Genomic DNA, 6,000 nt, shown 5'->3' with positions numbered 1-6,000 from the left:
TCCGACGCGCTTCCCGCGCCACCTTGTCGATCGCCAAGTGCGTGCTTCCTTTCGTAAGGAGAACCAGCACCCCTTACACACACCATTTGACACGCTCAGCTCGCTGCGACCGCCCCTGTGTGGGAGCGGCTGTTCGTCGACGCCGACACCGGAGCGCTGCTCACGGTGGATCTGCGCTTCCCGAATGCCGCGCAGCGCCGATACCTGAGAGCGCGCGACGAGCACTGCCGGTTCCCCGGATGCCGTCGCCCCATCCGCAAGCGCCTCTCCGACGCCGATCACACGATCGATCACTGCCTCGGCGGGCCCACCTGCGTGTGCAACCTCGCCTACCTCTGCGAGTACCATCACACCCTCAAGCACCATTCCGCATGGACGGTCGTGCAGAGACCCGGCGGCGTCCTCGAATGGACGTCGCCGACGGGACGCACCTGCACCGACGTGCCGCCGCCCGTCGTCCGCTTCATCCACGACGGCGACCCGCCACCCTTCTGAACGGTGGAGGAGGAGCTGCCCGGTAAGCCTGCGCGGTGTACGAGCGGGCACCTGCCTGAAGGTTCGGGGAACAGTGCGCGGGAGGGGTTGACGCTCCCGCGCGCCCTGAGTAGGCCTGGGGAGCCGGGGTCATCCTGACCCAGGCGAGGGGGAATCGCTCGGATCGGCGTGCTCGCGTCGGTCGACGACGACCGCTCGTCGTCGGCGCCGTTCACATCCAGATCAGTTGGGGGAACAACATGAGCAATTCGGATCAGTTCGGGCAGAACGACCAGTCCGAGGGGCAGGGGGCTGAGGAGTTCGGGTCGGGCGACCAGTACTCCGGAGAGGCTTCGGAGTCGTATGGCGAGTCGTCGGAGCAGGGCGGCTCCTACGACGGGGGCTCGTCGGATTCGTCATACGGCGGCGCGTCGTCGGAGTCGTCGTACGGCGGCGAGTCGGGCGAGTCGACCGGAAGCGAGTCGTCCGGCGAGTCGTATGGAATCGAGTCCTCGTACGGCGGTGAGTCGTCGTCGGAGTCCTCCTACGGCGGCGAGTCGGGCGAGTCCTACGGCAGCGAGTCGCCCGAGTCGTCGGAGTCCTCCTACGGCGGCGAGCCGACCGCGTTCGGCGATGAGTCGTCCGAGTCCTCCTACGGCAGCGAGTCGTCGGGCGAGGAGAGCGGATCGTCCTACGGCGGCGAGTCGTCGGGTGAGGAGAGCGGCTCCGCGTACGGCGGCGACTCGTCATCGGAGTCGTCCTTCGGCGGATCCTCGGAGCAGAGCGGCTCCTACGAGGAGGAGTGAGCTCGCGGCCGTGAGGCCGATCGCGCACGGGAGCCTCGTCGGATCGGATCCGGCGAGGCTCCCGCACGTTCGGCTGTCAGCGCGTCGGCCGTCGCGGCGTTCCGGGCGTCGTCGATCACGCGCCGATCTGCTCCTCGTACCACGCGATCTTCTCGTCGAGTCTCGCGCGGCGCTGCCGCAGGAGCTCCAGCTGCGCATCGACGTCGTCCGCGTGCTCGCGCAGCAGGTCGACGCGGGCGCGCAGGGTGGACGGGTCGCGGCAGAGCTCTCCGTATCGGCGCAGCCGCTCGATCGGCATCCCCGTGTCGCGCAGGCACTTGAGGAAGTCGAGCGTCGACAGGTCGCCGTCGGTGTACACGCGCCTCCCGCCGCCGTCGCGTGCGACCGGCGGCAGGATCCCCTCGCGCTCGTAGTAGCGGAGCGTGTCGATGGAGAGGCCGGAGCGCGTGGAGGCCTCTGCAGGGGAGTAGGTCGTCATGCTCGCACGATAGCGCTTGACCCGGAGCGCGCTCCAGGTCGCATCGTGTCCTCATGACCGTCACCACCACACCCCTCGTCCTCGGCGCCATGACCTTCGGAACCCGTCTCGACGACGAGGCGTCCTTCGCCCTTCTCGACCGCTTCGTGGAACGCGGCGGCGAGTGGATCGACACCGCCGACTGCTATGCATTCTGGGAGAGCGCGGATGGCCGCGGCGGCGCGAGCGAGACCGTCCTCGGCCGGTGGCTCGCGGCACGGCCGGGCATGCGCGAGCGCGTCCGCCTCTCGACGAAGGTCGGCGCCGAGCCGCTCTGGGCCGGATCCTGGCCCGAGCACCGCGCGGGCCTGAGCCGTCGCGCGATCCACGACGCGTTCCGGGGAAGCCTCTCGCGCCTCGGCGTCGACTCCGTCGATCTCCTCTGGCTGCATCAGGAGGACCGGCAGACGCCGATCGACGAGACCGTCGACGCCCTGCAGGAGCTCGTCGCGCGCGGTGAGGTGCGCAGGGTCGGGGCGTCGAACCATCCGGCCTGGCGTGTCGAGCGCGCGAGGCGGCACGCATCGGCGTCGGGCGCCCTCCCGATCGACGCGCTCCAGCTCAACGCGACCTACCTGCGGGCGCGCCCCGGCGCGCGGCCTGCGGGAGTCGTGCACCCCTTCGGCCTCCTCAGCGACGAGCAGCGCGACATCGCGCGCGAGCACCGCATGGAGATCTGGGCCTACACACCCCTCCTCGGAGGCGCCTACGACAACCCGGAGAAGGAAATCGACCCGGTCTACGACCACCCGGGCAACGCGCGCCGACTCGAGGCCCTCGACGAGGTCGCCCGTGACGCGGGCGCGACCCGCGGGCAGGTCGTCCTCGCGTGGCTCGTGTCGCAGGGCATCCGCCCGATCCTCGGCGGCAGCCGGCTGCACCAGCTCGACGCCGCTCTCGACGCCGTCGCGCTCGAGCTCACGGCCGCGCAGCTCGAGCGGCTCGACGTCGAGGGCTGACCCCGGTCAGACGCCGCCGTCGAAGCTGAGGCTGAGGCGGCGCAGCAGCGCGGCCAGCCGCGTCCGCTCGGCCGCCGACAGGCGGCCGAGCAGCTCGGCCTCGGCGTCCATGAGCCGTGTGATGGCGGCGTCGACGCGCGTGCGGCCGTCGTCCGTGAGCGTGACGAGCACGCTGCGGCCGTCGCCGGGGTCGGACTCCCGGCGGACGAACCCGCGCGTCACGAGGCGGTCGATCCGGTTCGTCATGGTGCCGCTCGACACGAGCGTCTGCTGCAGCAGCTGCTTGGGGCTCAGCTGGTACGGGGCTCCGGCCCGGCGCAGGGCCGAGAGGACATCCCACTCCCACGGTTCGATCTCCGTGCGGCTGAACGCCTCGCGGCGCGCGCGGTCGAGATGCCGCGAGAGACGGTCGACACGCGAGAGCACCTCCATCGGCGAGAAGTCGAGATCGGGGCGCTGCGTCGCCCAGGCGCCCACGATGCGGTCGACTTCGTCGGTATCCGTGGCCATCCGTCCAGTATCACGCACGCGCGCCATCGGTCAGACGCCGGCCGACGACCCGAGCCCGACGACGCCACGTGGCAGACTTGTGGGGCGGCCAGGGGCCGTGGTCCGCCATGGTGTAACGGCAGCACGACAGCCTTTGGAGCTGTGAGGACCAGGTTCGAATCCTGGTGGCGGAGCGTGACGGAGAGCGACGTGACGGAGAACCACGTGACACAGAGCGAACTGGCGATCGTCATCCTGGCCGCGGGGCAGGGGACGCGCATGAGATCGAAGCTCCCGAAGGTGCTGCACCGGATCGGCGGTCGTCCCCTCGTCGGGCACGTCCTGCACACGGCGCAGCAGCTCGACGCGGTCGTGACGCGCGTCGTCGTGCGCCACGAGCGCGACCGGGTGGTCGAGGCGATCGCCGACTTCCCCGGCGTGGAGCCAGTCGACCAGGACGACATCCCGGGAACGGGGCGCGCGGTCCAGGTCGCGGTCGAGAACCTCCCGGACTCGTTCGGCGGCGATGTCCTCGTGCTGAGCGGCGACGTGCCGCTGCTCGATGCGGAGACTCTCGCGTCGCTCATCGAGAGGCACCGCAGCTCGGGCGCCGAGGCGACCCTCCTGACCGCGTCGCTCGACGATCCGTCGGGCTATGGGCGCGTCATCCGCGACGCCGACGGCGCGGTCGCCCGCATCGTCGAGCAGAAGGACGCGAGCGACGACGAGCTCGCCATCGCCGAGATCAACGCGGGCGTCTACGTCTTCCGCGCGCCGGCGCTGCGCGCGCAGCTCGCGCGGATCGGCACGGCGAACGCGCAGGGGGAGATGTACCTCACCGACGTCGTCCGCCTGCTCCGCGAGGAGGGCGCACGCGTCGCCGCCCAGACGGCACCCGACGCGCGCATCGCGCTCGGCGTGAACGACCGCGTGCAGCTCGCGGAGGCCGCGGCCATCCTCAATGCGCGCATCGTGCGCCGCTGGCAGGTCGAGGGTGCGACCATCCTCGACCCCGCGTCCACGTGGATCGACGACACCGCATCGCTCGCCCCTGACGTGACCGTGCTGCCCGGCACCTTCATCCTGGGCGCGACGAGCGTGGGCGAGGGGGCGACGATCGGCCCCGACACCTCCCTCCTCGACTGCGAGGTCGGCGAGGGCGCGACCGTCCGGCGCACCGACGCGACGCTCGCCGTGATCGGCGCGGGGGCGACCGTCGGTCCGTTCGCGTTCCTGCGCCCCGGAGCGGAGCTCGCGGCGGACGCGAAGGTCGGCACGTTCGTCGAGGTGAAGAACTCGACGATCGGCGAGGGCAGCAAGGTGCCGCATCTCTCGTACGTCGGCGACACGACGATCGGCCGCGGGGTCAACCTCGGCGCGGGCGCGATCACCGCGAACTACGACGACATCGCCAAGCACCGCACGGTGATCGGCGACGAGGTGCACACCGGCTCGCACAACGTCTTCGTCGCCCCCGTTACACTGGGTGACGGCGCGAAGACGGGAGCGGGCGCGGTCATCCGCAAGGATGTGCCGGCGGGCGCTCTCGCTCTCAGCGTGGCACCCCAGCGGAACATCGCCGGGTGGGTCGAGACGAACAGGGCGGGCACCGCAGCGGCAGAGGCCGCGGCTCGTGCCCGAGCGGCGGAGAAAGCAGCCGATGGCGCGCACGAAGAAGACCATTGACCTCGACCTCGAACGGGGCATCGCCCCGGGAGTCGTCACCAAGACGAAGAAGCGGCTCGTGGTGGTCGCGGGGCGCTCGCATCCCGAGCTCGCCCAGGCCGTCGGCGAGCAGCTCGGCATCGGCATCGCGCCGACCGAGCACCGCACCTTCGCGTCCGGTGAGATCTACACGCGCTTCGAGGTCTCGATGCGCGGCAGCGACGTCTTCCTCATCCAGTCGTTCAGCCAGAGCGTCAATGAGGAGCTCATGGAGATGCTCATCATGCTCGACGCACTCAAGCGCGCGTCGGCGAAGCGCGTCACCGTGGTCGTACCGTACTACCCGTACTCGCGCCAGGACAAGAAGGGGCGCGGCCGCGAGCCGATCTCGGCGCGCCTCGTCACCGACCTGATCGCGACGGCCGGCGCCGACCGCATCATGAGCGTCGACCTGCACGCCTCCCAGATCCAGGGCTTCTTCGACGGTCCCGTCGACCACCTCTTCGCGAAGCCGGTGCTGCTGCGCCACTTCGAGGACACCCTCACGGAGGAGGAGCGCGAGACGCTCACGGTCGTCTCGCCCGACATGGGCCGCGTCCGCGTCGCCGACACGTGGTCGGACAGCCTCTCGGCACCGCTCGCGATCATCCACAAGCGCCGTGACCCGAAGGTCGCCAACCAGGTCTCCGTGCACGAGATCGTCGGCGAGGTGTCCGGCCGCACGTGCCTCCTCGTCGACGACATGATCGACACGGCCGGAACGATCGTGAAGGCCGCCCAGGCGCTCAAGGCCAACGGCGCGAAGAAGGTCATCGTCGGCGCGACCCACGCGATCTTCAGCGACCCCGCCGTCGAGCGGCTGCAGGATGCGTCCGTCGACCGCGTCGTGGTCACCGACACCGTGCCGATCCCGCCGGAGCGCCGCTTCGAGAAGCTCACGGTGCTCTCCGCTGCGCCGCTGCTCGCGCGTGCCATCCGCGAGGTGTTCGACGACGGATCGGTCACGAGCATGTTCGACGGCGCCGCCTGAGCGACCGTCACAGCAGACTCATAAGGTCCGCGAAGCGGTTCCCGCATCGTGCCTGGTTAG

The 6,000-nt window shown here is 70.6% G+C and carries 7 protein-coding genes and 1 tRNA gene; 6 read left to right on the top strand and 2 right to left on the bottom strand.

Translation table 11 applies throughout. The features are described from left to right. The first annotated feature begins 117 nt into the window (after nucleotides 1-117). Together PKE79_RS11445 and PKE79_RS11440 are read left to right on the top strand one after the other, a co-directional pair. A complete protein-coding gene (locus PKE79_RS11445) occupies nucleotides 118-495 on the top strand; it encodes an HNH endonuclease (protein ID WP_271173819.1) in 378 nt (125 codons plus the stop codon). A gap of 239 nt (nucleotides 496-734) precedes the next feature. Then, a complete protein-coding gene (locus tag PKE79_RS11440) occupies nucleotides 735-1,280 on the top strand; it encodes a hypothetical protein (protein ID WP_271173818.1) in 546 nt (181 codons plus the stop codon). A gap of 115 nt (nucleotides 1,281-1,395) precedes the next feature. Here PKE79_RS11440 and PKE79_RS11435 read toward each other — a convergent pair whose 3' ends face one another. Next, on the bottom strand, nucleotides 1,396-1,758 hold the full coding sequence (locus PKE79_RS11435; RefSeq protein WP_271173817.1) for a MerR family transcriptional regulator: 363 nt from the start codon (nucleotides 1,756-1,758) through the stop codon (nucleotides 1,396-1,398). Between the two features lie 53 nt (nucleotides 1,759-1,811). Here PKE79_RS11435 and PKE79_RS11430 point away from each other — a divergent pair, with 53 nt between their 5' ends. Further along, nucleotides 1,812-2,756, top strand: coding sequence for an aldo/keto reductase (locus PKE79_RS11430; protein ID WP_271173816.1), 945 nt, complete (start codon nucleotides 1,812-1,814; stop codon nucleotides 2,754-2,756). Between the two features lie 6 nt (nucleotides 2,757-2,762). Here the strand turns inward: PKE79_RS11430 and PKE79_RS11425 are convergent, their stop codons facing one another. Next, nucleotides 2,763-3,266 (bottom strand): MarR family winged helix-turn-helix transcriptional regulator, encoded by a 504-nt coding sequence (locus tag PKE79_RS11425; protein WP_271173815.1) that lies wholly within the window; start codon nucleotides 3,264-3,266, stop codon nucleotides 2,763-2,765. Between the two features lie 101 nt (nucleotides 3,267-3,367). Between PKE79_RS11425 and PKE79_RS11420 the strand changes: the two genes are divergently transcribed. From PKE79_RS11420 to PKE79_RS11410, 3 genes are all read left to right on the top strand, one after another. Continuing rightward, nucleotides 3,368-3,439 (top strand) — tRNA-Gln (locus PKE79_RS11420). A 31-nt stretch (nucleotides 3,440-3,470) separates the two neighbouring features. Beyond that, the gene (gene glmU / locus PKE79_RS11415) at nucleotides 3,471-4,931 is read left to right on the top strand and encodes a bifunctional UDP-N-acetylglucosamine diphosphorylase/glucosamine-1-phosphate N-acetyltransferase GlmU (protein ID WP_271173814.1); all 1,461 of its coding nucleotides are present in this window, start codon (nucleotides 3,471-3,473) and stop codon (nucleotides 4,929-4,931) included. Beyond that, nucleotides 4,906-5,940, top strand: a complete 1,035-nt coding sequence (locus PKE79_RS11410; RefSeq protein WP_271173813.1) for a ribose-phosphate diphosphokinase — start codon at nucleotides 4,906-4,908, stop codon at nucleotides 5,938-5,940. Before glmU ends, PKE79_RS11410 begins: the two co-directional genes overlap by 26 nt. Nucleotides 5,941-6,000 lie beyond the last annotated feature (60 nt).

This window comes from Microbacterium barkeri (assembly GCF_027921765.1).
GTDB classification, from domain to species: Bacteria; Actinomycetota; Actinomycetes; order Actinomycetales; family Microbacteriaceae; genus Microbacterium; species Microbacterium barkeri.
Note: the sequence above shows the minus strand (reverse complement) of the source record. Positions and strands in the feature narration are given on the sequence as shown.

Bases quoted from the DNA above. Each gene is read 5' to 3' on its own strand.
- PKE79_RS11440 (WP_271173818.1), top strand. From the start codon at position 735: ATGAGCAATTCGGATCAGTTCGGGCAGAACGACCAGTCCGAGGGGCAG.
- PKE79_RS11425 (WP_271173815.1), bottom strand. From the start codon at position 3,266: ATGGCCACGGATACCGACGAAGTCGACCGCATCGTGGGCGCCTGGGCG.
- PKE79_RS11430 (WP_271173816.1), top strand. From the start codon at position 1,812: ATGACCGTCACCACCACACCCCTCGTCCTCGGCGCCATGACCTTCGGA.
- PKE79_RS11435 (WP_271173817.1), bottom strand. From the start codon at position 1,758: ATGACGACCTACTCCCCTGCAGAGGCCTCCACGCGCTCCGGCCTCTCC.
- PKE79_RS11410 (WP_271173813.1), top strand. From the start codon at position 4,906: ATGGCGCGCACGAAGAAGACCATTGACCTCGACCTCGAACGGGGCATC.